Origin of the sequence: Nitrosomonas sp. Is35 (assembly GCF_033063295.1) — a bacterium.
Lineage (GTDB): Bacteria > Pseudomonadota > Gammaproteobacteria > Burkholderiales > Nitrosomonadaceae > Nitrosomonas.
In genome coordinates this window covers 3,017,532-3,043,317 of record NZ_JAWJZH010000001.1, presented here as the reverse complement: position 1 = coordinate 3,043,317, position 25,786 = coordinate 3,017,532, and the positions used below count along the sequence as shown (strand labels likewise).

Sequence of the window (25,786 nt, the reverse complement as noted above, 5' to 3'; positions counted from 1 at the left end):
TGCTATCCGTAGCGTTTAATCAAACAGTGCATCAACAAACTGCCGGGCGTCAAACGGCCTTAAATCGTCCACGCCTTCGCCGACGCCGATAAAACGCAATGCTGGTGGATTTTCTGGGTACTGCCCGGCAATTGCCGCGACCACGCCGCCTTTGGCGGTGCCGTCCAATTTGGTCAGAATCAGACCGGTGACATTGAGCGCCTCGTCAAACGCCTTGACTTGCGTGATGGCATTTTGTCCGGTATTGGCATCGAGTACCAGCAATACTTCGTGCGGCGCATCCGGCATCGCTTTGGCGACGACGCGTTTGACTTTTTTGATCTCCTCCATCAAATGCAGCTGCGTGGTTAACCGTCCGGCGGTATCCGCCAGCACGATATCGATGCCGCGCGCTTTGGCGGAATTGACCGCGTCGAAAATCACCGCCGCCGGATCGCCTTTTTTATCCGGATCGCTGTCCGGCGCAATCACGGTGACATTGTTGCGTTCCCCCCAAGCAATCAATTGCTCGCGCGCAGCTGCGCGGAAAGTATCGCCGGCAGCCAGCAATACCGATTTTCCCTGAATTTGGAAATATTTGGCCAGTTTGCCAATTGATGTGGTCTTGCCTACGCCGTTGACGCCGGTGATCATGATGACGAAAGGTTTATGTGTGGTAGTATCCAGCGGTTGTGCCAGTGGTTCCAGCATGGCAATGAGCGATTCTTTCAGTGCTTCTTTGAGTTGTGCCGAGTCTGTCAGGGCATCGCGCTTGACTTGTTTGCGCAGATTTTCCAATAACTGCTGCGTTGCGCTGACGCCAATATCGGAGGTTAATAAAATAGTTTCCAGTTCCTCGTAAAGCGCCTCATCAATTTTGCCGCCACCGAATAAACCCGATAGCTGTTTGCCCAGATTCTGCCGGGTGCGCGCTAACCCTTGCTTAAGTTTGGCGGCGAAGCTTATCGATTCTTCCGGCTTGGACTCGGCTTCAGCTTCAGTTTGAACATCGGTATCGGGTGAGACCGGTGTTTCAGCGGAGTCTGCGGGATTTTTTTTGGATTTAAAAAAACTAAACATTCTGGTAGGCTCTTCTACTGATAGACATTGGAAATTCTCAAAGCCTAATTTTATTCTGTTTACTCACATTTTGGTTGGTAAAAATGAAACCTGATTATTGTTTTACTGTACATCGCTTTTTTTCTTTTTCCGGGTTATGCATCGCGATCCTGCTGATTTCATCCACAGCAGCTGCCAATCCGCATGAATTTTTACTCGATAATGGCCTGAGATTGATTGTTAAACAGGATCATCGCTCACCGGTGGTGGTCACGCAAGTCTGGTACAAAGCGGGTAGTATCGATGAAGTAAACGGCGTCACCGGTGTAGCGCATGTGCTGGAACATATGATGTTCAAAGGAACAGAGAAAGTGCCGAATGGCGATTTTTCAAAGAAGATCGCCGCTGCGGGCGGCCGGGAGAATGCCTTTACCAGTTACGATTACACTGCCTATTACCAGCAATTGCATAAGAATCACTTGCCTATGGCGATGGAGCTGGAAGCGGACCGGATGCGCAATTTGATTCTGACCGAGGAAGAGTTTTCCAAAGAAATTAAAGTGGTGATGGAGGAGCGCCGGTTGCGTACGGAAGACCAGGCCCGTTCATTGCTGTATGAAAAAATGATGTCGGTTGCTTATCAAGCGCATCCATACAAAAACCCGATTATCGGCTGGATGAACGATCTGGAAAATATGCGTGTGGAAGATGCGCGCGAATGGTACGACCGTTGGTATGCGCCTAATAATGCGATATTGATTGTGGTCGGTGATGTCGATGCCAATGAAGTATTCCGGCTGGTGCAAAAAAACTATGGCACTATCCCTAAGCATCCCTTATTGCCGCTCAATGCCCGCAAGCCGCAAACCGAGCCGCCGCAAACAGGCACCAAGCGCATCATCGTCAAGGCGCCGGCGGAACTGCCTTATCTGATGATGGGGTATCACGCGCCGACGATTAAAAATGTTATGGAAGACTGGGAGCCGTATGCGCTGGAAATACTGGAAGGTGTCCTGGATGGCCATGCATCGGCCAGGCTGAATAAAAATTTGGTGCGTGAAAGCCAGATTGCCAATTCGGCTAATGCGGGCTATAGCGCGATGGCGCGCGGTCCAAGCATTTTCTTTCTGAGCGCGGTGCCGCGTGCCGGTAAAACAGTTGCCGAGCTGGAACAGGCTTTGCGCAAAGAAATCGAGAAAATCACCAAAGATGGCGTCACTGAAGATGAATTGGCGCGCGTGAAGGCGCAAGTTGTCGCCGGTCATGTGTATCAACGCGATTCTATCTTTTCCCAAGCCATGCAACTGGGGCGGTTGGAAAGCACCGGATTGTCCTACCGCGATATCGATGTCATTCTGGAAAAGCTGAAAGCGGTTACGGCTGCGCAAGTCCGCGACGTGGCGAAAAAGTATTTTAATGACGATAGCCTAACCGTGGCAGTCTTGGATCCGCAACCGCTGGAAAGAAGAGCGCCCGCGAAAGTGCCTAGCGGTTTAAGACATTAAGTCAGTTGAATCGATTGAAATGCTGACAGCCGCATTGAATTGCTGAAAATTTGAGCGGCTGTCAGGGCGAAGAACTGAGGAATATTGGTAAGCTTCTAAGCGTTGTTTGTTTCCGGCTCAATGACTATGAGCGCTGTCTTTGGATTGCTCCGTATTCCCCTGTTTATGCATGTGATCCATCATGCGGTGCATTTCCGATTGATCGATAAAGCCGTCTTTGTTGGCATCTTTTTTGTCAAACATGGCTTCATGGTGTTTCATAAACTCTTCCTTGCTGATTTTGCTGTCTTTATTCGAATCCACTGGCCCCATGTGTTCACACTGATGGCCGTGCGCATCACCGGACTTTGCATCGCCATGACTATGGCCTGCGGCTTGCCCGCTTTGATGCTGGTGGCTGCTGCCTTGCGTGGCATCAGCGGCGAATACCGTGGTTGCAGTGCCTGCGAGTAAAAAAACAGTTGCAGCGGCGATAGAAACCAAATTTCTTTTGTGGCGCATCTTGTTTCTCCTAAATGAGATAGTCAATGAATGAAAGAGCAAAATTTTCTTTCGGTTTTTTAGAAACGGTTCCCCCAGTAAAGTTCGGAAAACCATTTCAATATTATGTTATGTGATGCCGCGGAGAGCGTGAGGTCAGGCGACGATAAAATGCTCGCGGTAATACTTCAATTCGTTGATGGAATCGTAAATATCCGATAGCGCTTCGTGCTTGCTGTCTTTGGAGAAGCCTGACGCAATTTGCGGTTTCCAGCGTTTGGCGAGTTCTTTGAGCGTGCTGACATCCAGATTACGGTAGTGAAAATAAGCTTCCAATTGCGGCATTGAACGTACCATGAAGCGCCGGTCCTGGCAGATCGAATTGCCGCACATTGGTGATGCGCCGGAGGGTACATGCAGTTTCAGGAATTCGATCAGTTGCGCTTCCACTTCCGCTTCGTTGAGGCGCGATGCTTTCACCTTGCCGATCAGGCCGGATTTGGAATGTGTCGATTGATTCCATTTATCCATGCCGTTCAGCACTTCATCCGGCTGGTGTACGACCAGAACCGGGCCTTCGGCGACAGTATTCAGTTGTGAATCGGTAATCACCAGAGCGACTTCAATGATACGATCGGTATCCGGATTGAGCCCGGTCATTTCCATATCGACCCAGATGAGGTTATTGTTATCTTGTGCCATAATTGTTTCGATTTTTTTGAATGCAATGCGTTTAATTGTGTCATATCGCCATCAGTCCGTCACTTTTAAACAGATTGGGAATGCCCGGCTTATTTGGCAGTGATCATTGAATATTGAATGAATTCAAACTTTAGCGCTTAAAACAAACTACTATGCAAACATTTACTTTAGTTTTTCTTTTCGCATTATTACTGACAACGCTGACTCAAATCTGGCTGGCAGCAAGACATACCGGTCATGTACGCACGCATAGGGACAAGGTGCCGGAAGAGTTTGCCAGTCAGATCAGTTTAAGCGATCACCAAAAGGCTGCGGATTACACCTGCGCCAAAACGCGCGCGGGCTATCCGGGCATATTGCTGCAAGTTGCGCTGCTGCTAGCATTTACCCTGGGTGGCGGCTTGAATGCCTTGAGTGAATTCTGGGCGGGCTGGTTAAGCGATCCCGTGGCGCACGGCATGGCATTGATTATCACCACATTCTTCATCATGAGCGCCGCTGACATTCCGTTGAGTTACTACCGCACTTTTGTGATCGAAGAGCAATACGGTTTCAATAAAATGACGCCAGGAATGTTCTTTACCGATCTTATTAAACAATCCGTATTGGGTTTATTGCTGGGCGCGCCTTTGTTATTTTGCGTATTGTGGTTGATGGAGAAAATGGGCGAAAGCTGGTGGTTGTACGCCTGGTTTGCCTGGATCGCTTTTAATTTGTTCGTGCTGGCGATTTTTCCGACATGGATCGCGCCGCTGTTTAATAAATTCACACCGCTGGAAGACGCCACACTGAAAACGCGCATCGAACAATTGATGAGCAAATGCGGTTTCAAAGCCAGCGGCTTATTTGTCATGGACGGCTCGCGCCGCAGCAATCACGGCAACGCGTATTTCACCGGCTTCGGTAAAACCAAGCGCATTGTCTTTTTCGATACTTTGCTGGCGCGTCTGAATCCAAGTGAGATTGAAGCGGTTTTAGCGCATGAATTGGGGCATTTCAAACACCGTCACGTGATCAAACGTATCGTAATTTCTTTCGCGATGAGTCTGGCGTTTCTCTGGATACTGGGTTTTCTGATGGGGCAAAGCTGGTTTTATGAGGGACTGGGTGTGACGGTTGCAGCCGTGCCGTCAACTGCGATGGCGTTGTTGCTGTTTTTCCTGGTGATGCCAGTGTTTACTTTCCTGTTGCATCCAATATCGAGTATTTACTCACGTAAACATGAGTTTGAAGCGGATGCCTATGCCGCGCAAAATGCTTCGGCGGATGATCTGATTCACGCACTGGTCAAACTGTATCAGGATAATGCCGCAACACTCACGCCGGATCCGCTGCATTCCGCATTTTATGATTCACACCCGCCCGCGGCCATTCGCGTGGCGCACTTACAAAGTCAGGGACAAGCATGAATAATAGCGTATGCGACTTAACTTCCAAGCAATGCAAACCGTGCGAGGGCGGTGTACCGCCGCTGCCGGGCGCAGAAGTTTCCGCCTTTTTGCAGCAGGTTCAAGGGTGGCAATTGCAAGACAAACAGATCAGCAAAACCTACGCGTTCAAAAATTACTATCAAACCATGGCGTTTGTGAATGCAGTAGCATGGATTTCACATCGCGAAGATCATCATCCCGATATGCTGGTGGGCTACAATCAATGCGTGGTCACGTATACCACGCATGCGATCGGCGGCTTATCCGAGAATGATTTTATCTGCGCGGCGAAAGTCGATAAGTTGTTCTCAATTTGAGCGCCCGCTCTGGAAAAAACAAGCCACAAACGAAGTGTTTAACCGGACAAGTGGTTGCCGCATTCGGCAGACACTATTCGGTTGAAACGACAACGGGAGAAACCATCTCTTGTGTCATGCGCGGTAAAAAAGGCGGAATTGCTTGCGGCGACCGGGTGGAATATCAGCCGACAACTGTTGGTCAAGGCGTGATTGAAACGGTAAAACAACGCACTTCATTGCTTTACCGCAGCGACGCATTTAAGGAAAAAATTATCGCCGCCAACGTCACGCAAATCATCATTGTAGTCGCGGCTACTCCCAGTTTCAGCGAGGAGCTGATCAACCGCTGTCTGGTTGCGGCAGAAAGCGAGAATATCAAGGTATTGATCGTACTGAATAAAGCTGACCTGATCGAACCGACCCAAACGGCGATGGAAACGCTCTCGTTGTATCAAAATCTTGGCTATGCCGTATTGCAATTAAGCGCAACACAGGATATTTCCGCGCTTCGGCCTTATTTGTCAGGTCACCTCAGTGTTTTGGCCGGGCAATCCGGCATGGGCAAATCCACATTGCTCAATGCATTGATACCCGAAGCCAAGCGCGCTACCGCGGAAATCTCATTGGCGCTCGATTCCGGCACCCACACCACCACACATTCGCAGCTTTATCGTCTCGATGACGATAGCGCCATCATCGATTCACCCGGTTTCCAGGAATTCGGCCTGAATCATATCAAAGAAGAAAATCTGGCATGGGGCTTCATGGAGTTTCATCCGTATATCGGACGATGCAAATTCAATAATTGCCACCATACCCAGGAACCTGATTGTGCTGTGATGCTGGCAGTACAACAAGGGAAAATTCACCCTAAGCGTTTAGCTTTTTATCAGAAACTATTGCGGCACGATGAGTTTAGTGCAAATATTTAACGATGTGAGATAAATCTGAGCAAATAGTCAGAGAAACTTCTTTCAACCCAATAATAGTTCTTTTGTAGTTATTTTGATGCGTACAACTGAAATGGCTCGATGAAGGTAAAATCTGAAACAAAAAAAGAAACCAGTTATCGTCATACATGGTGGGGAAAAGCTGTTGTTACGTCTCTAACGGCTTGGATGTTTGCATCAACTGTTGCCGTAATTTTAGTTATATTGCATACAATTGATTTCAGACCAATAAAACACCTGGAGCAGTTTGGAATTGATAGAAGCATGCGGCTATATTCAGATACAGCATCTGTATCGATGCCTTATAAATATGCATTTATTGATGTTGATAAAGAAGCTTGTAAGCAATTTCTGGATGACAATACCGATTGGGATCCAGAATGCCGGACCAGCAAACCCGTTCCTGCCAGTTTAATTATTGATTTTGTCCGAGCTGCAAAAGAATCCCAAGCGGCGTTAGTAATTATTGATGTGAGTCCACCGGAGAAGAATGAGCCGCTTGATCGCGAAGTGCTTGCGCGAAAACTCGCAGTCAGTTCGGAACATTCTGATACCTGGATCATTTCCCCTGTTTATGCTAGACCAAGTGATTCACTCAATGGACTCACCATTGATGGCGACACGCGATTTGATATTGTTCCCAGTCATACTCGAGGACGTTTGCGGCTTGCATCAGCCGCAACTTTTGCTGATCATGGGGTTATTCGTGCTTATCCAACGGCTTCATGTTATGTCACTGCGGATGGGCAACGCTGGATACCGACAATCCCCTACTTAGCAGCGTTGCTAATAAAAAATCCCTTAATGGAACAGTACTATTATGATTCTATAGAGACGTCAAGGGCTGTCGCAACTAATGTCCTACAGAGCTGCAGTAAACTAAAAATCTCATCTGATTCTTTAGTAAATGAAATTCGCTTTGATTTACCATTGTTCGATCCACTCGATACAGATCAAATTCCGGCCATTATCCATTTTTTTTACTCATTACCGAGCTTGGGAGCGCTTGCTGATGTGCATGAGCGAGAGTCCGTGAGTTGGAATCACATCTACAACTACCAATACTATGAAGCGAGTAAATTGATAAGCTATGATTGCTTGCATCAACATATCGATGGTTCTTCAGCAAGCCCTGGATGCTTTATAACAAATGAAGAATATTACAAGGGAAAGATTATAGTGCTTGGTTCCAGTCGAGCACAGGCGATGGACCAGATGCAAACACCAATCGGCTCAATGTCCGGTAGTGAACTCATTTTGAATGCTACCCGTGCTTTCCTGGAATTTAAACCTTTGGGACAATCTCCGCCATTAACGATGCTCATGGATAAGCTCAAAGGTATAGGCATAGCGATGGGACCGATGTTTATTGCCTGGTGCCTAATATTCTTAAGTGGTCCGATTACACGGCAAGTTCGTTGGAATCTATTGATTAGGTGTAGAAGATCGGAGCTAAAAATACTTAGACAATGTCATTGGCAAGTATTTTATTGGCTCCGCTCTCTATTTGTGGTTTTTATTTTTATATCGGGAATTTATGTTGCTTATATACTTGAAGTGGTATATTTACTGAATCAACTGAAACAAGGCATCGCGACTGATTTGTTACTTCCAGCATTTGCTTTGGGACTGCAAGGATTCGCCGTTGCAGCCAAACTAGCCTCAGCGGCTTTTTATACTATGGCTGAGGCCTTCTTAGGATTTCTATTGAATCGAACGAAGAGTTTTTTTCATTAGAAATCCTGATGCTTATCTAATCACTGGATAATAGGAAGGAAGGTAAATGAATTTCTATCATTGGTATAGTGGTATTTTCCTGCTGCTATTTTCAACAGGGGTGGCCGGTAGTAGTTGTCAAGTTGTGGGGAAAATTAGCGATATTGTTAATAAGGGCAATAGCGGTAGTGCGTATGTGTTACGTGCGGCTTGCGAACCTCAAGAGCGGGTTATTGCATACGTGTATCAATGGCTCTACGAAGGAGACCGGATCGAGATTACAGGGGATGCAGAAGTATTGGTGTCTCTGGCTAAAGGTGAGAAACGAGTTTTTACACAAAATACCAACGGAATATCGCTTCATGAGCAAACAATCAATGATATTCACAAAAATCAAAATAGCATTTCTGGAAAAGTACAAATAGCGATTGGAATATGGAAAGCACTGGAAAGACAGAGAAGATCCATACCCTATTTTAATAAAGTCCGTGGATCAACTCAGAATTTAGCTATCACAGAAGATCCATTATTACCTTCTGGTTTGCAATATCTTCCCGCTGACTATGATCAAATTGCTTTGCTGTGGAAAGGGGGGCCAGCCACAGTAATTTCTACTTCGGCAGAGAAAGTTACAGAAATCAGAAGTGAGAGCTGGTCCTATTTAGTGTTGCCAATTTCTGCAAGTCAATCAGAAAATCTCATTAGATTGCAAAATAAGGATATTAGCTGGAACATCAAGACAGCATCTAAAATTCCTGTTCCTCAAGGAATAAATGAAAGTGATTTAGTATCCCCATCATCGCAATTGGCTCGGGCACTGTGGATTCTTAAAGAAGGTCCGGGAGAATGGCGGTTGTTCGCGCTTTCAGAGCTTGCAAGATTATCCCAAAAAGGAGTTTTCTCGGCTGAAGAATTATGGAAAGCTGCTCTTTCGGGTGAATTAGTCTTAGCACTTCAAGCAAAATAAATAACGCTTAAGAACAATATCGCTATTAACAAGAAAATAAATGAAAAGCTTACGCCTTCAAATGGCTATCTGCTGGGTGTTTTTTGCATCTACAGCAAGTGGCCAGAATCTCATCAACCCTGCGTCGAGTCTTCGCCCAAGTGAAAATCCACTGTCATTGGAATCAATGCCAGCAACACCTGGCATTGCAGTTCCAGAAAAACTTGAGAGCAAACCATCTGCTCAAGAGCAAAAAAATCAGACGCTAGGAGCTCTAGAATTAGACACCGTCTTGTTTGAAGGCAATACTGTTTTTTCAATTAAAGAACTCAATGCGTTAGCGAAGCCATACTTACATAGGCTTGTCAGTGTTGATGAGCTTGAGGAATTACGCCGCTCCATTACTTACTACTACATCAATAAAGGCTATATTACTTCAGGAGCAACTTTCCCGCCGAGTCCGATCGAAGGAAAAACGCTACGGATAAGAATTGTGGAAGGGAAGGTCGGAGAGATGCGCATAGACGGGGAGGGTTGGTTGCGCCGAGGCTATATTGAGAATCGCTTGATTCCGGATAAAAATTCCCCGTTAAACATGAATGTGCTACAAGACCGGTTTCGCTTGTTACTGGCAGATCCTCTGTTTGAACGCTTGAATGGCCGGTTGTTACCTGGCGCTGATCGTGGTGTCAGTATTTTGGACCTGGCAGTTACGCGCTCACAGCCTTATCAGCTATCCGCGATATCGGATAACTATCGAGCACCCTCAGTCGGCGGTATTGCGCTCGGTGCAAATGCTTGGATACGAAACCTGACAAAGCAGGGCGACCTCGTCGATTTCACTTTTCTGACCAGCGCCCCATCTGGAGGTGACGCCTATCAGTATTCAGGCAATTGGCTGGTACCGATTGGCGATTACGGTACACGAGCCTATTTCTCGGCTAGCAATTCGAATGTCTCAATTATTGAAGAGTCATTAGTCAATATCAATATTAAAAGTAACTCCCTCACAGTTGAAGGCGGGATTAATCAATTGCTGATTGATAATTTTCAAAGGCGGCTCTCGTTTGGTGCAGGAATTAGCATCAAAGACAATGAGACTAGTTTGCTGGGACACTCTTTTTCTTTTATTCCGGGATTGCCCAATGGAAAAAGCCAGATCTCGGCGGTTCGTATCAACCAGGAATATATAGAGCGTTGGGAGAAATTCGCTTGGGCATTGCGTTCCACTTTTAGTATTGGTATTGATGCGCTCGGTTCGACTATTCAGAAAAACCATCTGAATCCTGACAGTGAATATTTTGCATGGCTAGGGCAAAGCCGAGGGGTTTGGAATGTGCCGCAAATTAAAAGCGATTTCGTGTTTAAGGGGGCCGTACAAGTCAGTGATGATCCGCTGCTGCCCTTAGAGCGTATGGCCGTGGGCGGTCGCAACACTGTGCGCGGCTATCGTGAGAATCAATTGGTTCGAGACAATGGCTATGCAGCCAGCACAGAATTACATATCCATTTGGTCGGGGATAGTCAAACAAAATACCGCTTTGATTTAGTGCCATTCTTTGATTTTGGAGCGGCCTGGAACAACCATGATTCGACACCGATCCAGCAAACGATGCGGCATATCTACTCCGCCGGAATTGGATTTCAATTTCGAATGTATCGTTTTAACAGCGAGTTTTTCTGGGCGCATCGGCTAGAAAGCCAATCTCCACAGCAGCACGGGGATTTACAGGACCAAGGCATTCATTTTCAGGCACGGCTTGATGCTTTCTAAAGGAGCCTATAAAAATGCACTACCGTATGACCATTCTCCTGCTTGCTGCACTTCTAATCGCCTGTTTTTCTAACGGTACGCTTGCTAAAACACCCACCGATGATTTATTACAAAAAGCCAACGATTATCTGGGTAAGGAGCAATATTACTTGGCGCTACGAGAGGCTGAGAGTATTTTAGGAAACAGAATAACCCAAGAACAGCAATCTCTCGCCTATGGAATCAGAGGCAATACCTTATTCATCATGCAACGCTACAGCGAGGCAGAAGAATCTTTACTTAAAGCATACGAGCTGACCGAAGAGAAACAACGCAAAGCAGGTTATGCCAACAGTCTGGGTGTGCTTTACTTGAAGATGCAGGATCAAACCAAGCCGCCGCAATTCTTTCGGCTTGCTGCCGAGCTTGTCGAGAACGATCCAATCTTGGCATTAAGGATTAAATTAAATCAGATGCGTGTTCAACCAGAAAACGTCAATCTGCTCGGCTTTACAACAATTCTCTCTGAAATTGCTGCTGTTGATTCTGCTGATGAGCGGATTCGATATTATTTGAATTTGGCGTCAATCGTAAAATCGTATGCGCTACCGTCACATACCGAACTCATACAGCGTGTGTTGGAAAGCGCACACGCTGATAGCACCGTCAGTACGGATAAATCGTTGCGCATCGAAGCACTCGATAGCCTTGCCGAGTTTTATGAGTCGCAAGGCAAAAGTGAACAAGCGCTGGCGTTAAGCGAATTGGCTGCTTCGCTGACAGATCGAATGAATGTGGATGATTTAATGATTCAGATTGAATGGCGCAAGGGCAGAATCTACCAGCAGCAAGAGCGTGACAATGAAGCTTTAATCGCTTTCGGAAAAGCAGTTGATTACGTTCAGGCCATACGCAGGGATATTCCAGTGTCATACGAAGATGGCAAATCGTCTTTCCGTAAAACCTTGGAGCCTATATATTTAGGCTATACCCATCAATTGTTGAGAAAAGCCGGACACCAAAATGGCGAGGCCAAGCAACAAACATTGTTACTAGCGCGTCAAACTATCGAATTAATCAAGCAATCCGAGCTGGAAGATTTTTTGGGCGGGCGCTGTTTGATCGAAGGAATGCAACGCAGTAGGCTGGATGACATGGATATGCAAGCTGCTATCCTGTATCCGATTATTTTAGAAGATCGGCTGGAGTTGCTGGTTGGTATCGGCAAAACGATACGCCAGTTTTCCGTTTCTGTTTCGAGAGAACAACTCCGTGATGCAATTAATAGTCTATCCAGTCAGTTGCGCAAATGGACGATTTCTCCAGGAGATATGGGTGACTCGGATGCTTATCAGCAACCGGCTGAAAATATCTATCGATGGATGATTGCACCCATAGAGCGTGACTTGGAAAAAGAATCCATCAAAACGCTTGTGATCGTACCTGATGGCATGATGAGATTGGTGCCTTTTGCTGCTCTATATGATGGCAGAAAGCATTTGATTGAGAGGTATGCAGTTTCCGTATCACCCGGGATGAGTTTGTTAGGAAACAGGAATAGCCGTCCATTACACACTTACCAAACTTTACTTGCCGGAATTAGTAAACCAGGTCCCGCTGTTGAGAAAATATCGGAATCAACGATCAATAAGTTGCTGCTGGCTGATTCACAATATCGCGACCAACAGATAGTTTCACGCAGCCTATCCAATCATCATCTTCGAAATCCCGCGATCACCAGTGAAACTCATACTCCTGTGAGCGGGTTACAAGATATTCAGAGTAAGCTAAGCTTGCCTGGTGTGGAAACAGAGCTGGTCAGCCTTAAAGAAGCACTGAAAAGCACACTTCTACTGAACGAGCAATTTACCGTAGCCAATTTTTATCAACAAGTTTCCACCCAATCATTCGACATCGTGCATATCGCATCGCACGGCTTTTTCTCATCCGACGCAGATAAAAGTTTTTTAATGGCCTACGACGACATTCTAAAGCTGGATGATCTTAAAAGTTTCTTGAAGAGAGGCAAGGATGCTACAAAAGGGATCCAGTTACTGACATTCAGTGCTTGCGAAACGGCCGAAGGCGACGATCGCGCTCCGCTGGGTTTTACCGGAGCAGCGCTCAAAGCGGATGCAAAAAGCGCGCTTGGTTCGCTATGGCCGATTTCCGATGAGGCGGCTTCACAATTGATGATCAGTTTCTATAAAAACCTGATGCAACATAAGAGTAAGGCGGAAGCGCTCCGCCAAGCGCAATTGGAATTGTTAAAGACTGACCACCTTCGTCATCCTTCTTTTTGGTCACCGTTTATTCTGGTTGGAAATTGGTTATGAAAAATTGCCATTGCTTTTCCCTGATTAACGAATTTGCCATAGGCATCGCAGCACTGCTGCTTGCCAGTAACGCAGCAGCAGTCAATACCCATATCCAAACAGATGGCTCATTATCAGGAATTGCCGAATTTAATATCAACGCACCCGGCTCAAGCCATCCCTACACCCTGTCGGAAATTAACGGTAAATTGTCGGGTCATAATTTGTTCTATAGCTTCTCGGATTTTAGTATTGGAGCAACTGATACCGCCTGGTTTAAGTTAAATACACCCGATCTGGCCAATGTCATCACTCGAGTTACCGGCGGTTCAGAATCGCTGATTGACGGCAAGCTTCAAATGACCAATGCTGGCAGCTCGCCCAGTTTTTTCTTCATCAACCCCGCTGGCATTACTTTCGGCTCAGGCGCATCCGTTGATGTTCCCGGTTCTTTTTATGTGAGTACGGCGAGTAATTTGAATTTTAGTGATGGACATCAATATGCTGCCGGTGAAACGAGTGCCAGCTCTTTATCTTCAGCCACTCCGGAGTCATTCGGGTTTCTAGGAAATGAAACAGGGAATCTGACCTTAAGTAACTCATCGTTAATACCCACTGAGCTTAGTTTCCGGTCAGGTTCGGATATTGCATTTGTAGGCAATCAAGTCCAGATTAATAATACGTCGATTATGAGTGAAGCCATTCTCAATAATGATTTGACTCAGAATGGTCTTGATTTGCAGCTCATTGCAACAGGAAAAGAAGCTGCAACTATCGAACTGAATGCTCCATCAAGTTATGCCACGGCAGGTAATCTAACTATTCAAAATGCATTTCTGGATGCCTCAGGTAACGGATCTGGGCGGCTAGTGATTCGATCGGGTGATTTTGTTGCAACTAATAGCATCTTGAGTGTTGCAAACTTTGGCATTCCGATGTCATCCAGCCAAGGAATTGATATCAATGTAAAAAATTTGTTAATCGATAACTCTATTTTTACAAGCATAGCTTCGGGTGCTGGAACAGGTGGAGAAATTAAAGTTGTAGTAGAAGATGCATTAAGAATACAAGGAATCGGTCGGATCTATTCACAAGCTTTGGGACAAGGAAAGGCCGGTAATGTCACTGTTTCTGCAAAAAAAGCAGAGATTCTTGGAATAGGTCAACCGAAAATTTATACTGGCATTGCTAGCCGCGCTGAAAAAGGCAGCACTGGCGATGCAGGGAATGTAACCGTGACAGTTACAGATGCATTAAGAATGACTGGAGGAGGGCAAATTTTCTCAAACACTTTTTCCCAAGGAAAGTCTGGCGATGTATTTGTATCGGCAAATCAAATCGAGATAAATGGACTTGGCTTGCAAGGCGTTGCTACTGGTATTTCAAGTCAGGCTCGTGAAGGAAGTGCAAACGATGCTGGGAATGTGATTGTGGAGGTAATAGATACGCTGAATTTGATAGCTGGAGGGCAAATTTCCGCTAGTGCTTTTTCTCAGGGAAAAGCAGGCAACATCAATGTTTCGGCAAGTCGATTGGAAATTGATGGCAAGGGCTTATCAAATGTTGTTACAAGTATTGCAAGTCAAGCGCGCAATGGTAGCGCTTATGATACTGGACAAATTAAGGTCTCGGTTGCCGATACGTTAAAATTAGTCGGCGGGGGGTCTATAAATTCGGGAGCTTTCTCTCGAGGAAATGCCGGTGAAGTAAGGGTTACCGCTCGTAATTTGGAAATCGACGGACAAGGCTTCAAGTCCGGTATTTCGAGCCAGGCGGAGTATGGCACTGGCAATGCGGGGGCGGTATATGTAGATGTGACGGAGACATTGAAATTGCAAGGGAGCGGACAAATTTCCTCAAGCACCTTCTCGCAAGGAAAAGCAGGTGAAGTGCATGTTACTGCCCATCGATTGAAAATTGATGGGCAAAATTCATCGAATTTCGCTACTGCGATTGCCAGCACTGCTACCGAAAAAAGCACAGGGGATGCAGGAAAAGTGACTGTAGTAGTGGCCGATACGATAGAGCTGCTGAGAAGTGGGCAAATTGGTTCGGATACTTCTTCAGAAGGAATTGCTGGGGAGGTTGAAGTCTCTGCAAAGCAAATCACGATTGACGGCTCTGGTTATTCAGGAGATGGTCTTACAGGTATTTCAAGTTCGGCGCAACCGGGTAGCTCGGGTGATGCTGGAAAAGTAACTGTCAAGGTAGCGGATACTTTAAGACTAATAGATGGTGGACAAATTAGTTCAAGTGCATTAAGTCAATCTCAGGGAAATGCCGGAGAGACTTTAGTTTCTGCGGGAGAGTTGATCATTGATGGTGGTGGGTTATCAGAAAATGTCACTGGTATTTTTAGTGCCACTGCAAGTAATAGTATGGGTAATGCCGGACGTGTAAGCGTAACAGTAACTGATCTGTTGCATATGTTGAGTGGTGGAGAAATCGGTTCAAGTAGTTACTCTGTAGGCAGAGCGGGGGAGGTAATAGTTGACGTTGGAAAAATGGCAATCGATAATTCCGTAATTTCAAGTGGCGCGCTTTTTTGGCTAAATGGTGGTGTGGGGAATATCAAAATAAATGCCTCCAGTGGAGATATTCAATTAAATCACCGAGCATTTATTACAACAATAAATTTGGCACGTGTTGGTATCCCTAAGGAGTCCGGGAATATTGAAATTAATCTTACTAACGGTTCTTTGTATCTCAACGATTCATCGCAAATCAATACCAAATCGATTATCGGTCATGGCGGAAAAATAGAGATCAGTGCAAAAGAAGCTCTTTCATTATCTAACTCGTCTGTTACAACCTCTGTTGATGGTCCTACAGGTAATGGTGGTGATATCAATCTTGCTTCAAACTTCCTGATTCTCGATACCGGTTTTATTGAAGCAAATACACTGGCAGCGAATGCGAGTGGCGGTGATATCAATATTCAGGTGCCAATCATCATTCCTAGCGGAAATTTATTATTTGTCGGTGGTAATACGCCATTTCAATTTCAACCTTTGTCAGGACTGAATGTTATTCAAGCTGTTGCACCCGATGGAGTCAATGGCACAATCAATGCAATCACACCGCAACTCAATTTGAATGCAATGATGACCAATCTGGCCATAGAATCATTCGATTCCAATGTATTAAATCGCGACATGTGCGAGGTCAGTGACAGTAGTTCTTTGTTGCAATCCGGGCGTGGAGCGCAGCCATTGCGTGCCAGGGATTTGTTGTTGTCGCCGGTGTTTTAGCTCCGCATTACTTCTAATTGTCCGGAAAATACCGGTTTCCCGGACAATTTCCATACGTAGTTCTATCAATATCAATCATTCATTCTGGCTGTTATCGTAAAAATCATATTGGTTTCACAATAAGTTTTGCTTGAATAATCGGTTTGTTCGAAGACTTCTGAGACTAAAGGATTTTTTTAACGAAAAACCAGGGAATGGATGATCATGAAAATTTTATTACTGGCTGTCTTGTTGCTATTAACTGCTTGTGCGACTCAAACGCATAACCCAAAAGAGCGCACGGAGATTACGGAAGCGCAAAAAGAAGCATGGACAGAACAAATAAAAAAATGGCGGCGTGATTCGGATAGGCTTGAATCAGTCTCTTTCAGAGTTTTAACCAAAGGAATCGATTATTGTAAGAAGCTGGATCACATTGCCACTTATCTTGGCGTCCAATTCTGGTCAAATCAGCAACTTCAACCTGAGTGGCGCGAAGTGGCGCAATCAAAACTCAACCTCGGCAGCGAGCCGCAGATATCCTTTGTAGTCCCCTCATCACCGGCAGATTCGGCAGGGCTCAAGTCTGACGACAAAATCGTGGAAGTTAACGGGGTGGTTGCGCAAACAGTTCCGGATACTTTGAAAATGATCAATGAAGCGGCGGCTACCGGAAACTCCGTTACATTTACCCTACAACGGGCCGGCGAGCGCAAGATGATTTCCGTGACACCGGTCATGGCTTGCAAAAGCAAAGTTCTTATGGGTAATGAATATTCTATAAACACAGCTGCGGATGGTGAAGTTGTTCAGGTTTCCAGGGGCTTATTGCATTTTGCCAGATCTGATGAAGAGATTGCCGCAATCGTGAGCCATCAACTTGCCCATAATGCTAGAAAACATCAAAGAACAAATAAAATCACCGGCGTTTTGGGGGGCGTTGTCGGTGGTATTTTCGGCGGAGCGGCGGATGTGGCTCTCGGCTTAGTGACGGGAGGAACATTTGTTACTGGTACATTTACCCAACTTGGCTGGGAAGCAGGAAATTCAATGGCTGGGGGTATTTCGGTCAGTCAACTGCAACAGGCAGATCAAGATAGTCTGCATTTGATGAATATGACTGGATATGAAATAGAAAATGTACCGGCATTCTGGCGCAGAGCTCAGGAATTCGACGATCCAAAAATTATCAATGAGCTAAAAAACTCTCATCCTTTCTTGCAGGAGCGCTTCTTGACCATGGAGGCCACGCAAAAAGAAATCACAGAAAGAATCCAAAGGGGCGATTCCCCCTATGCTCTCAATCTCTAAATAAAGATCAGGAAGGTCTGGATAACACGATGTTTAGGTTATCGCGGATAAAGAAAATCACATTACTCATTAATCGACTCCACAAAAATTCTAAAAAACTATTTTTTTACAAGGAAAAAACAACATGAACATGAAAATACTTGCCATTACAGCTTGTTTCGCAGCTTTTAGTCTTGCAGGATGCGCGCTCACCACGGATCGAATTGAACTTCAGTATAAGCAACAACACGGTGTGATGCAGATACCTGGAGCAGGTAATATCTCTGTTGCGGTTAAAATTTCAGATCTGCGGCAAGATAAAAGCAAAGTCAGTAATAAAAAGAATGGATATGGAATGGAAATGGCTCCAATTCTGGCGACAGAGGATGTCACTGTTACTATCCAAAGAGCCATCGAGCAAGAACTCAAGGCACGAGGGTTTCAACTTGATGCAGATGCTGCTCGCATTCAGATTGCTGGGGATCTGGCCCGATTTTATAGCGACCATAAAATGGGCTTTTTTTCTGGTGATGCAATTGCCGATTTGAATATGTCAGTGACTGTTAAATCGAAGAAAGGAGCTCAACTGTATTCACGACAAGTTATTGCACAAGGTATCGAACCTAACACGCAACTTGCAGGCGGGGAGAATGCAAGGCTTGCACTTAACAGAGCGCTTGAAAATGGAATGAAAGCACTTTTTGAGGATCAAGCATTTCTAGCCGCTCTGGTAACCGAGCCATAAGTGCTCGCACTACATTGCAGAATGAATATCTGCTGGTAAAACTACGTATATTGCCGTTCTCGCCAAGAGATTATGATGTTCCTGTAATCAATCAGAAAATCACATGAATATCATTAATTAACTTAATAATTGTAGGAGCATATAACATGACAACACCGAGTACTTCTAGTGCAGTTATCGCTACAACGCTAACCGGTAACAATCTTATAGACTCATTGATTGAAGGTCATCTATGGGCAAGTAAATCGATTACTTACAGCTTTTCTGGTTATGATTCATATTTTTCTCAAGATCCAATAACAGGTTACGGACCAAGCACTGATACACGAAGTGAGCCTTGGAGTCCATCATTTGCGCCTCTTTCTTCATTTGATCGGTTTTATTTTACAGAGGCACTGCAACAATGGGCGAATGTCGCAAATATTCAATTTCAATTGATACCGGAATCTTTCAGTAGTGTGGGCGACATTCGTGTGGCTTATAGCTCGATTGCTTCTGGACAAGCGCATGCATACCTTCCGGTAAACGGAGCAGCAAAAGCGGGTGATATCTGGGTTAATGCAGATAGTACTAGTGCAACTGACATTTGGACACCCGGCACCTACTCATTTTCCACAATGATACATGAAATCGGTCATGCACTTGGTCTCAAGCATCCTTTTTCGGGTTCACCAACGCTTCCTGGCTCTTGGGATACGCTGTCTCAGACTATCATGAGTTACTCTGCCATTGCGTGGAACCAGAATTCTGAGCTTTCATTTGAACCCACAACCCCTATGCCATTGGATATTTTAGCGATTCAATATCTGTATGGTAAAAACAATTCGTATCATAGCGGTGATGATAATTACTTTTATAATGATTACCAGACTTACCATGAGACCATTTGGGATAGTGGTGGAACTAATGATTGGCTTCGCTACGATGGTTATCAAAGTTCAACTATTGATTTGCGTGAAGGCATGGGATCGAGTATCGGTAAACCGGTGTATGCCGAAACTGCTGTTACCCAAGAACGCATTCCAAATGTTTGGATTGCATATGATACGGTAATCGAGAATGCGCAAGGAGGCAATGGTAGTGATTTTCTGATCGCAAACGATGCCGATAATTTCCTGAGAGGCGGAGCTGGAGACGATGTTCTCTTAGCGGGAGTTGGACGAGATAATCTGAATGGGGGTAAAGGACATGATATTTTTGGTTTCGATGCTAAGGGAGACTTTTATTTGTATGATTTTAACCTTAAAGAAGACAAATTTTTCTTTGATCCAGCGTTAGGTTATGGAGATATAAAGGATCTAGTTGGCGGCATAACGGATATTAGGCAATATTCCACATTCGCATTTGTTGAGTTTGGAAATGGAATGGAGATTGGGCTTAACGGCATTCAAGTAAGTGAAATTACAGCAGATATGGTTTTGTTCTCGCTCTGATAGTCAAGAGTCTTGTTAATTGAGAAGTAAATTCAGATTTCATGAAAATTTCAAACACTAAATCCTTATCTTGAATTGTAAGAATTCCTAGCGTTGTTTACAGTATTCAGGAGAATACTGTAGATGAACATACACGAACGTACTCGCTTAACATTATTGGATCGTCAGGAAATCTGGCGGCTATATCAAACCCGGTTCTGGAAGGTAGCGCATTTGGCGGAACGCTTCCACGTCAGCCGTCCAACGATTTATGACGTACTGAAACGAGCCAGGCTACAGGATTGTCCCGCGTGACAAGGCCACTTGTCCTTCGATTCATCAAAAATTGGGGTCAGCAATCTGCATGATTGGGTTGGTTATTGCAAATATTAATCAGGATAGTGATGGTGTTGCCATTGAATTTGGCGTAAATGCATCGATTGAGTTAGTTGGTATAAATTTAAATCAAATCATAGCGGATACCATCGTGTTTACCCTTTAAAAGCCTACTCTTAGTTTTGAGTGACCATAATCTGCTGTCGTAGATTCTCGAGGATTCGCCTCTTCAGTGACATTCAGCTATGGAAAAGAAGTTTGAAGCCGAACCAACATCGGTAAGCTCATTTGCAAAACTAGGACCATAAACCCAGATATGTTGATCCGCTGATGATGTTGCAAGATAGTTCTTGGTATCAGGATAGTATCGATAGTAGTAACCGGATGTGTAGTTCGAGAAAACTGATGTTGAAGTAAAATAATGAGAGTAGTTTTCCTCGGCATATCGAAATATGCAGTCCGATTGGGTGCTGGAAACAGGGAAAGGAATTGAATTGGCAGGCCAATCGGTAACACCTTCTATGGCAGACCAAAGTGAACGGTCAATATCTGCGAAATAGTCATCGGGTAAAGGCGCTGGACGAGTATTGATAAGTATTGCCCAAACATATCCATCTGAGGTGCGAACAAGCAATGATCCTTGTCCCGGCAAGGTGCCATCGTGAAAGATGTTGCCACCGTTATAACTCCATCCTTTTGAATACCAAGTAGTACTTTCTGTGGCAGCATAGGATGGCCTGGCAATCATTTCAGAAATTGTTGCTTGCGCCAGTAAGGAGTGACTAGCCGATGGTACAAATGATGAAGCAAATACAACGAGATCTACAGCCGAGCCAACCCAACCACCTGCTGCATCAATCGATTCGATTGAGATTCCTCCATTCGACCACGTTGCAGTGCCTGGTGCACGATCATAAATCGAAGTTACAGGGGGCAAAGATGGGTCGGTATAATATTGCACCTCTTTTAAGAATCGTTCCGCAGGTAAACCGTGGCCTATTCTTAATTCCGTGATTCCAAGCTCGGATAGTAAAGATCTTGCGTAGCTTTCGTAGGACTGTCCGGATATTTTCTCGATGACACGCCCTAGCACAATGTAGCCAGCATTGGAATATGCATATCGTGAACCCGGATTGAAGTCCAACGATTGATTCAACATATAACGAACGAAAGTTGTTGGATCGGGCGGAGAAGATACTCCCATTGACCGCGCAATCGAAACCATATTGTCGATCGGGTCGCCACTAATGTCACGATCCCAGCCAGCAGTATGCTCGAGTAAATTACGAACTGTGATCTGATTCACCCTACTATCCAATGGAAATCCCAAGTCAAGAAGGGGAAACACTTTTGTGTCTAGAGAAATCCTCCCCTGTTCAACAAGTCTCATAACGCAGGTTGCAGTGATCGGTTTGGAGATACTGGCGATACGGAAAAGTGAGTCAGGCATTACAAGTTCGCTTTTCGATGTATCCGCATAGCCATAGCCGCGCGCAAAAATAAGACGTCCCTCTTTCATCACTGCGACGGCAGCTCCTGGAATATTCCATCTCGACATGAGTGCGGGTATTGCAGCATCGAACGACTCCATCCCAGAACGCGCGATACCCGTGGCAGAAAAGACGGGGCACGAGCATGCCGCCATAAGAGTCAGGCTGAGGATATGGGTAGGTAGTTTATGTGTCATAGCGGTGAGAATTGCTACACGTCAGGCCATTGAGAAACTATCTGCGGTTGCCGCTTCAGTGTTAAAAACAGACTCAAAATGCTCATTTATTAAGCATAAACTGCACTTTTTCACCTGTTTTTTTCTTTGCCTCGGTTGCCTCAAAAGTTTCCCAACGGCCTATTAAGAAGTTCTTACATATTAAGCTATCACTAATCCTAAGAAGGGGCTGTCATCAAGAATACCTATCACTTGAGAATCAGGACTCCAATAATCTTCGATCAAAGTAACCGCATCTTTAACGACATTCTCTTGTAGAAAATTATCGGGATATGGTGTTGCGGGCATATCACTCAAAGAGTCAGACACAAGTACGATAAAATCATTCAGGTTATCTGCGGTAATTGGAGGAAAGTTTGCAATCTGTTGAAGCTCACCGATATCCAATGAATTGATGATATTGATCAAGGTTCCAAAAAAAATCGATTCTAAGCTCTCAGGAGCAGCACTTATTTTACCCAGGTGTGAAATGCCGGTTTCATCTGGTGTATACAAACCATCAGCTTCTTCATAGCCATATATAGATTCAAAAAGTGCTTCATATTGAATTGGATCATCTAAAGATGCTTTAACTTGCTCGCTTAAGCTAGTGGTTGATAATGATCCTGTATGAGTGTTGTAATTTACCAGGTAGTCCAGATGACCTAAATTGGAATTAAATAATAATTTAACTTCATCAAGTGCTTCAACGCTTAATCCGGAGGATTCAAAATAATTCTTGATGGCATCTGCCGAATAGCCAGTGATATCGCTGAGGTGTTGTGTGGTTATGCCTAACTCTGAGGCGCCGTAATAAATAGCCTCAGGGTTATTAATGTTGGCCATAATAAAGTCCATTGCTTGCTCGACTGTTATTCCATAATAATCCAAAACTTCTCTTCCTGTTGCCATGCGATTCCCCTTCAAAATGAATATAAATATCAAATTTTCTATGTGCTATATTTGAGCTCTTTGTATGCAGATTTACAACGTAGCCTCCTAATGTGATATTTTTACCATTTTATCATGCAATGTTGGTGGAACATCTTGTAAAAGAACAATATTTGCATTGTTGGGCTTAATTGTTGCACCTTGTTTTAATGCATTAAATGTCACGTTGACTTCATTAGTATCCAGTGTCCACATGGCTCCGGTAGCTGGGTCGATTATCAACAGACCAAGCAGGCCGCCGAACAGAATATTTCCAATATACCAGCCGCCTACTTTGGTATCGACGGTAACAATTTGCTCGTCATATCCATCTTTCAGAATTCGAACATCATATTTCTTGCCGCTAAAATAACCTTTCTTTTTCTCTAAGGGTAAAGATGTCGGTGTTTTTCCCTCGAAAATTTTAGTACCGGATTCATCAGTGATGATGACTCTCGCTTGATCGGGAGTGCTGCGGACATTCAGGGTTTCAGGGGCACTGTTCCCCATTATCGTTGCACAACTTGCAAGTGTGGTTAAAGCGATGGAAATTATTAATCCTTTGTATATTTTCGTATTCATTTTTATTCCCCTTTTTGATGATTGAAAATTCATGGTAGCAATACTAAAAAGGCTAAGTCAGTACGTACATTTACGCATGCTGAGAATTTTCAGAGTGACGGTAAATTGAGTTACGTAATAATGCGTATATTCAGCAGGAATCTAAAAAAGAAGTGTAAATTGAACTAAAAGCTTCATTAATGAGCAGGGAGTTATTATGAAATCAGGAAATAGAAATTTATTGGTGACTGGCCCGTTAGTTCTTGTTCTAACAGTATGTGCAATTGGCTGGGTAATTTACCAGCAAGCCAGTAAACTGCCTCAGCAATTACGAGCTGAAATCAGAGCCGATTATCTCAAGAGCAAAAAGAATGATCTTAAAGGTCATATCAGACTGGCAGAAAATGCCATTAAACACCTGCGAGAACCGGATTTGGAGATTTCGATTGAGGAAGCCAAGAAAGAAGCTAAAAAAATTTTGTCCAATTTGAAGTATAGTGAAGAAGATGGCTATTTCTTTGTGTATGATTTTTCTGGTAAAAGTATTGTTCACCCGATTAAGAAAGACTGGGTAAATCAGAATAAATGGGACTATAAGGATAAGGAGGGGAAGTATGTCATACGAGATTTGATAACAACTGCCAGAAAGGCTGCTAGAGGCGAGGGAGATGGATTTGACGAGTATATTTTCCATAAACCTTCTGTGGCGGATGATATTGCCGACAGATCAAAACTCGCTTTTGTGATTGAGTTAACAGACTGGGAATGGGTGTTAGGAACAGGTATTTATCTTGAAGATGTAGATAATTTCTTAGATGGTACAGATACAGAGGTACTGAATTACATTCATATCTCGATGATTTGGATAGCCGGAATTGCATTCATTGGCATGATGGGTCTGAGCTTATCGCAAAGAAATATTGGTAAAACTTTAGAACGCCTGCGGATTGGTGCGGATTTACATGATCAAGTAAAACAAGATTTAGCGTATATTATTCGCGAGTTAAATAACCAATTGCACCAGCCTGGGGAAGTGATACTTTCCAATTCTAGAGAGTTTCTCGAAAAGATACGGGATCCGGCGCAACATGCACTGGATTGGATTCGAATCATTATTGCGGGTAAAGATCCGAACAATCTCATATTGATAGATGGCTTAGGCGAGCTAAAGAGAAATTTTGAGATGAGGGAGCAAGTTCGGGTTACTTTATCCAAAACACAGAAAGCCGAAGCTTATTCAAAGAATTTATCAAAAGAAAAAAAAGCAGCAATACTGAAAGTAGTCAATGAAGCCTTGAATAATATTAGGCATGCTGCTGCAACACGAGTGGATCTCCAACTGCAAGCCGATGAATGCAATATTGCTCTGACTATTCAAGATAATGGTGTTGGATTTGATGTGAATCATGTTAAATCCGTCAGAATGGGATTGGGCCTTGGTAGTATGGAGGCTCGTATCCGAAGGATCGGTGGAGAATTGACGATTGAATCATCCGACTGCGGCACCACTGTTAAAGTCACATTACCGCAAAATCATAATTTATGGAGCTATATGCTATGTCTATTGAAGCATCGATAAACGCTATCAATTTTTTACTGGTTGAAGATGATTGGCGCTTGAGAGATAGCCTTCTTCAAGGACTAGCCAGAAACCGGAAACTCCGGTGCATTGCTACAGCGGATAGTGGACAGCAAGCATTGGCACATTTGAGAGCCTATAAGATTGATTTGGTTATTATGGATTATGCGTTGAATGATCATGATCTTTGGGGAGTTGAGCTTACCAGGGATATTCATAAGCGGTTCCCGGAAACAAAGATATTGTTTTGGAGTGCCCATATTAGAGAGGTCGATCTTGAGCGGGCAAAAGAAGCCGGTGCCAACGGCTATGTATCTAAAGATAAATCAGATCAAGATGTTATTGATGCTATCGATAAAATAATGCGTGGTGAGCAGGTATGGGAAGCTGATGAACCTAAGGTGCTGGGTGTTCATGCAATAAACAAAAGATTAACGCCTATGGAAATCAAGATTATGGAGCTTTTAGCAGAAGGAAAACAAAATGCTCAGATTGCTTATAGCTTATTGGAAATAGAGTACCGGAAAATGGTCGAAGATTTCGGGAATGAGTATGTAATGACAAGCTACGGAGATCTACGAGATTTCATCGATGAGGAAAAATTAAAATCTCGTACACGGACTGTGGAAAGGCATTTCGATAATATCAGAGAAAAATTGAGTATCCGGAATCGGAGTGACTTATTCAGGCAAGCGCTTAATGAGTATGGCAAGCTGGAAATCAGGCGAACTACTACGGAAATCGAAATAAAAGTATTAATGCTGGTACATGAGGAAAAAGAAGATGCGGAAATTGCTGAATTATTGGGCATCAATATAAAAAATGTTCATAGTATTAAAAACAAATTCCAGGTTGAAAAATGAT

Annotated in this window: 22 protein-coding genes; 16 read left to right on the top strand and 6 right to left on the bottom strand. The window is 44.3% G+C overall.

The window, feature by feature from the left end; all coding sequences use genetic code 11:
• Window positions 1–15: 15 nt before the first annotated feature.
• Window positions 16–1,059, bottom strand: coding sequence for a signal recognition particle-docking protein FtsY (gene ftsY / locus R2083_RS14170; RefSeq protein WP_317538832.1), 1,044 nt, complete (start codon window positions 1,057–1,059; stop codon window positions 16–18).
• Window positions 1,060–1,142: 83 nt separating this feature from the next.
• Between ftsY and R2083_RS14165 the strand changes: the two genes are divergently transcribed.
• A complete protein-coding gene (locus R2083_RS14165; RefSeq protein WP_317538831.1) occupies window positions 1,143–2,543 on the top strand; it encodes a pitrilysin family protein in 1,401 nt (466 codons plus the stop codon).
• Between the two features lie 117 nt (window positions 2,544–2,660).
• On the opposite strand, the gene R2083_RS14160 is transcribed toward R2083_RS14165, so the two are convergent.
• Both R2083_RS14160 and orn read right to left on the bottom strand, forming a co-directional pair.
• Window positions 2,661–3,044: a calcium-binding protein gene (locus R2083_RS14160; RefSeq protein WP_317531867.1), complete on the bottom strand. Its 384-nt coding sequence runs from the start codon at window positions 3,042–3,044 to the stop codon at window positions 2,661–2,663.
• A gap of 135 nt (window positions 3,045–3,179) precedes the next feature.
• Entirely contained in the window at window positions 3,180–3,725 is a 546-nt protein-coding gene (orn, locus tag R2083_RS14155; protein ID WP_317538830.1) for an oligoribonuclease, read from the bottom strand.
• A gap of 152 nt (window positions 3,726–3,877) precedes the next feature.
• Between orn and R2083_RS14150 the strand changes: the two genes are divergently transcribed.
• The 13 genes from R2083_RS14150 to R2083_RS14090 all read left to right on the top strand — a co-directional run bounded on the left by R2083_RS14150 (window position 3,878) and on the right by R2083_RS14090 (window position 20,313).
• A complete protein-coding gene (locus R2083_RS14150) occupies window positions 3,878–5,134 on the top strand; it encodes a M48 family metallopeptidase (protein WP_317531865.1) in 1,257 nt (418 codons plus the stop codon).
• On the top strand, window positions 5,131–5,472 hold the full coding sequence (locus R2083_RS14145; RefSeq protein ID WP_317538829.1) for a 4a-hydroxytetrahydrobiopterin dehydratase: 342 nt from the start codon (window positions 5,131–5,133) through the stop codon (window positions 5,470–5,472). Before R2083_RS14150 ends, R2083_RS14145 begins: the two co-directional genes overlap by 4 nt.
• Entirely contained in the window at window positions 5,469–6,386 is a 918-nt protein-coding gene (gene rsgA / locus R2083_RS14140) for a ribosome small subunit-dependent GTPase A (protein ID WP_317538828.1), read from the top strand. The genes R2083_RS14145 and rsgA overlap by 4 nt, the downstream gene beginning before the upstream one ends.
• 99 nt (window positions 6,387–6,485) lie before the next feature.
• Window positions 6,486–8,141: a CHASE2 domain-containing protein gene (locus tag R2083_RS14135; RefSeq protein WP_317538827.1), complete on the top strand. Its 1,656-nt coding sequence runs from the start codon at window positions 6,486–6,488 to the stop codon at window positions 8,139–8,141.
• A gap of 46 nt (window positions 8,142–8,187) precedes the next feature.
• Window positions 8,188–9,087: a hypothetical protein gene (locus R2083_RS14130; RefSeq protein ID WP_317538826.1), complete on the top strand. Its 900-nt coding sequence runs from the start codon at window positions 8,188–8,190 to the stop codon at window positions 9,085–9,087.
• Window positions 9,088–9,127: 40 nt separating this feature from the next.
• The gene (locus R2083_RS14125) at window positions 9,128–10,840 is read left to right on the top strand and encodes a ShlB/FhaC/HecB family hemolysin secretion/activation protein (RefSeq protein WP_317538825.1); all 1,713 of its coding nucleotides are present in this window, start codon (window positions 9,128–9,130) and stop codon (window positions 10,838–10,840) included.
• 14 nt (window positions 10,841–10,854) lie between these two features.
• Window positions 10,855–13,155: a CHAT domain-containing protein gene (locus R2083_RS14120; protein ID WP_317538824.1), complete on the top strand. Its 2,301-nt coding sequence runs from the start codon at window positions 10,855–10,857 to the stop codon at window positions 13,153–13,155.
• Window positions 13,152–16,385: a filamentous hemagglutinin N-terminal domain-containing protein gene (locus R2083_RS14115; protein WP_317538823.1), complete on the top strand. Its 3,234-nt coding sequence runs from the start codon at window positions 13,152–13,154 to the stop codon at window positions 16,383–16,385. The genes R2083_RS14120 and R2083_RS14115 overlap by 4 nt, the downstream gene beginning before the upstream one ends.
• Window positions 16,386–16,589: 204 nt before the next feature.
• Entirely contained in the window at window positions 16,590–17,675 is a 1,086-nt protein-coding gene (locus R2083_RS14110) for a M48 family metallopeptidase (RefSeq protein ID WP_317538822.1), read from the top strand.
• 124 nt (window positions 17,676–17,799) lie between these two features.
• Window positions 17,800–18,399, top strand: a complete 600-nt coding sequence (locus R2083_RS14105) for a YajG family lipoprotein (protein WP_317538821.1) — start codon at window positions 17,800–17,802, stop codon at window positions 18,397–18,399.
• Between the two features lie 146 nt (window positions 18,400–18,545).
• A complete protein-coding gene (locus tag R2083_RS14100) occupies window positions 18,546–19,832 on the top strand; it encodes a M10 family metallopeptidase (protein WP_317538820.1) in 1,287 nt (428 codons plus the stop codon).
• A 123-nt stretch (window positions 19,833–19,955) separates the two neighbouring features.
• The gene (locus R2083_RS14095) at window positions 19,956–20,126 is read left to right on the top strand and encodes a hypothetical protein (protein ID WP_317538819.1); all 171 of its coding nucleotides are present in this window, start codon (window positions 19,956–19,958) and stop codon (window positions 20,124–20,126) included.
• Window positions 20,127–20,175: 49 nt separating this feature from the next.
• Window positions 20,176–20,313, top strand: a complete 138-nt coding sequence (locus R2083_RS14090) for a hypothetical protein (RefSeq protein WP_317538818.1) — start codon at window positions 20,176–20,178, stop codon at window positions 20,311–20,313.
• Between the two features lie 63 nt (window positions 20,314–20,376).
• Here the strand turns inward: R2083_RS14090 and R2083_RS14085 are convergent, their stop codons facing one another.
• The 3 genes from R2083_RS14085 to R2083_RS14075 form a co-directional block, all read right to left on the bottom strand.
• Window positions 20,377–21,834 (bottom strand): serine hydrolase domain-containing protein, encoded by a 1,458-nt coding sequence (locus R2083_RS14085; protein ID WP_317538817.1) that lies wholly within the window; start codon window positions 21,832–21,834, stop codon window positions 20,377–20,379.
• A gap of 180 nt (window positions 21,835–22,014) precedes the next feature.
• A complete protein-coding gene (locus R2083_RS14080) occupies window positions 22,015–22,764 on the bottom strand; it encodes a hypothetical protein (protein WP_317538816.1) in 750 nt (249 codons plus the stop codon).
• An 87-nt stretch (window positions 22,765–22,851) separates the two neighbouring features.
• Complete coding sequence (locus R2083_RS14075) at window positions 22,852–23,364, bottom strand: hypothetical protein (protein WP_317538815.1); 513 nt, start codon at window positions 23,362–23,364, stop codon at window positions 22,852–22,854.
• Window positions 23,365–23,560: 196 nt separating this feature from the next.
• Here R2083_RS14075 and R2083_RS14070 point away from each other — a divergent pair, with 196 nt between their 5' ends.
• Window positions 23,561–24,922 (top strand): cache domain-containing protein, encoded by a 1,362-nt coding sequence (locus tag R2083_RS14070; protein ID WP_317538814.1) that lies wholly within the window; start codon window positions 23,561–23,563, stop codon window positions 24,920–24,922.
• Complete coding sequence (locus tag R2083_RS14065) at window positions 24,901–25,785, top strand: response regulator transcription factor (protein ID WP_317538813.1); 885 nt, start codon at window positions 24,901–24,903, stop codon at window positions 25,783–25,785. The genes R2083_RS14070 and R2083_RS14065 overlap by 22 nt, the downstream gene beginning before the upstream one ends.
• Window position 25,786 lies beyond the last annotated feature (1 nt).

Excerpts from the sequence above, each read along its gene's own strand:
- ftsY (WP_317538832.1), bottom strand. The coding sequence starts at position 1,059 with ATGTTTAGTTTTTTTAAATCCAAAAAAAATCCCGCAGACTCCGCTGAA.
- R2083_RS14165 (WP_317538831.1), top strand. The coding sequence starts at position 1,143 with ATGAAACCTGATTATTGTTTTACTGTACATCGCTTTTTTTCTTTTTCC.
- R2083_RS14160 (WP_317531867.1), bottom strand. The coding sequence starts at position 3,044 with ATGCGCCACAAAAGAAATTTGGTTTCTATCGCCGCTGCAACTGTTTTT.
- orn (WP_317538830.1), bottom strand. The coding sequence starts at position 3,725 with ATGGCACAAGATAACAATAACCTCATCTGGGTCGATATGGAAATGACC.
- R2083_RS14150 (WP_317531865.1), top strand. The coding sequence starts at position 3,878 with ATGCAAACATTTACTTTAGTTTTTCTTTTCGCATTATTACTGACAACG.
- R2083_RS14145 (WP_317538829.1), top strand. The coding sequence starts at position 5,131 with ATGAATAATAGCGTATGCGACTTAACTTCCAAGCAATGCAAACCGTGC.
- R2083_RS14135 (WP_317538827.1), top strand. The coding sequence starts at position 6,486 with ATGAAGGTAAAATCTGAAACAAAAAAAGAAACCAGTTATCGTCATACA.
- R2083_RS14130 (WP_317538826.1), top strand. The coding sequence starts at position 8,188 with ATGAATTTCTATCATTGGTATAGTGGTATTTTCCTGCTGCTATTTTCA.
- R2083_RS14125 (WP_317538825.1), top strand. The coding sequence starts at position 9,128 with ATGAAAAGCTTACGCCTTCAAATGGCTATCTGCTGGGTGTTTTTTGCA.
- R2083_RS14120 (WP_317538824.1), top strand. The coding sequence starts at position 10,855 with ATGCACTACCGTATGACCATTCTCCTGCTTGCTGCACTTCTAATCGCC.
- R2083_RS14115 (WP_317538823.1), top strand. The coding sequence starts at position 13,152 with ATGAAAAATTGCCATTGCTTTTCCCTGATTAACGAATTTGCCATAGGC.
- R2083_RS14110 (WP_317538822.1), top strand. The coding sequence starts at position 16,590 with ATGAAAATTTTATTACTGGCTGTCTTGTTGCTATTAACTGCTTGTGCG.
- R2083_RS14105 (WP_317538821.1), top strand. The coding sequence starts at position 17,800 with ATGAACATGAAAATACTTGCCATTACAGCTTGTTTCGCAGCTTTTAGT.
- R2083_RS14100 (WP_317538820.1), top strand. The coding sequence starts at position 18,546 with ATGACAACACCGAGTACTTCTAGTGCAGTTATCGCTACAACGCTAACC.
- R2083_RS14095 (WP_317538819.1), top strand. The coding sequence starts at position 19,956 with ATGAACATACACGAACGTACTCGCTTAACATTATTGGATCGTCAGGAA.
- R2083_RS14090 (WP_317538818.1), top strand. The coding sequence starts at position 20,176 with ATGATTGGGTTGGTTATTGCAAATATTAATCAGGATAGTGATGGTGTT.
- R2083_RS14085 (WP_317538817.1), bottom strand. The coding sequence starts at position 21,834 with ATGACACATAAACTACCTACCCATATCCTCAGCCTGACTCTTATGGCG.
- R2083_RS14080 (WP_317538816.1), bottom strand. The coding sequence starts at position 22,764 with ATGGCAACAGGAAGAGAAGTTTTGGATTATTATGGAATAACAGTCGAG.
- R2083_RS14075 (WP_317538815.1), bottom strand. The coding sequence starts at position 23,364 with ATGAATACGAAAATATACAAAGGATTAATAATTTCCATCGCTTTAACC.
- R2083_RS14070 (WP_317538814.1), top strand. The coding sequence starts at position 23,561 with ATGAAATCAGGAAATAGAAATTTATTGGTGACTGGCCCGTTAGTTCTT.
- R2083_RS14065 (WP_317538813.1), top strand. The coding sequence starts at position 24,901 with ATGTCTATTGAAGCATCGATAAACGCTATCAATTTTTTACTGGTTGAA.